The organism is Streptomyces sp. WM6378 (assembly GCF_001279695.1).
Taxonomy (GTDB): domain Bacteria; phylum Actinomycetota; class Actinomycetes; order Streptomycetales; family Streptomycetaceae; genus Streptomyces.
The window spans coordinates 1-337 of sequence record NZ_LGDD01000209.1; the positions used below are offsets into that span (position 1 = coordinate 1).

The following is a 337-nucleotide window of genomic DNA, read 5'->3' on the forward strand; positions in this document are numbered from 1 at the left end:
ACCCATCACCCCACCAACATCATGGTGAGTGCACTGGGGCCGGCAACCGAAGACCAACAGGCTTTCGCCCGTGCCTTCAGACACCCAACAGCGTGCCCGACCCGATCCTCCCTGGTTCACGTTCCACGCCGAAGCAGTACTGGTGACCCTGAAGCATCGTGCCGAATAGTCAACGTTCCACCCATGAGCTGACCACCGTCGGACGTCTGCCGACGAAATGGCCTCTGACCAAGCCAGGCCTGGTGAGAAGTGCTCCTTAGAAAGGAGGTGATCCAGCCGCACCTTCCGGTACGGCTACCTTGTTACGACTTCGTCCCAATCGCCAGTCCCACCTTCG

At 59.9% G+C, this 337-nt stretch carries 1 rRNA gene; it reads right to left on the bottom strand.

The annotated features are described in order from the left end of the window. Positions 1-260: 260 nt before the first annotated feature. Positions 261-337, bottom strand: a 16S ribosomal RNA gene (locus ADK54_RS17215); the annotation flags it as partial.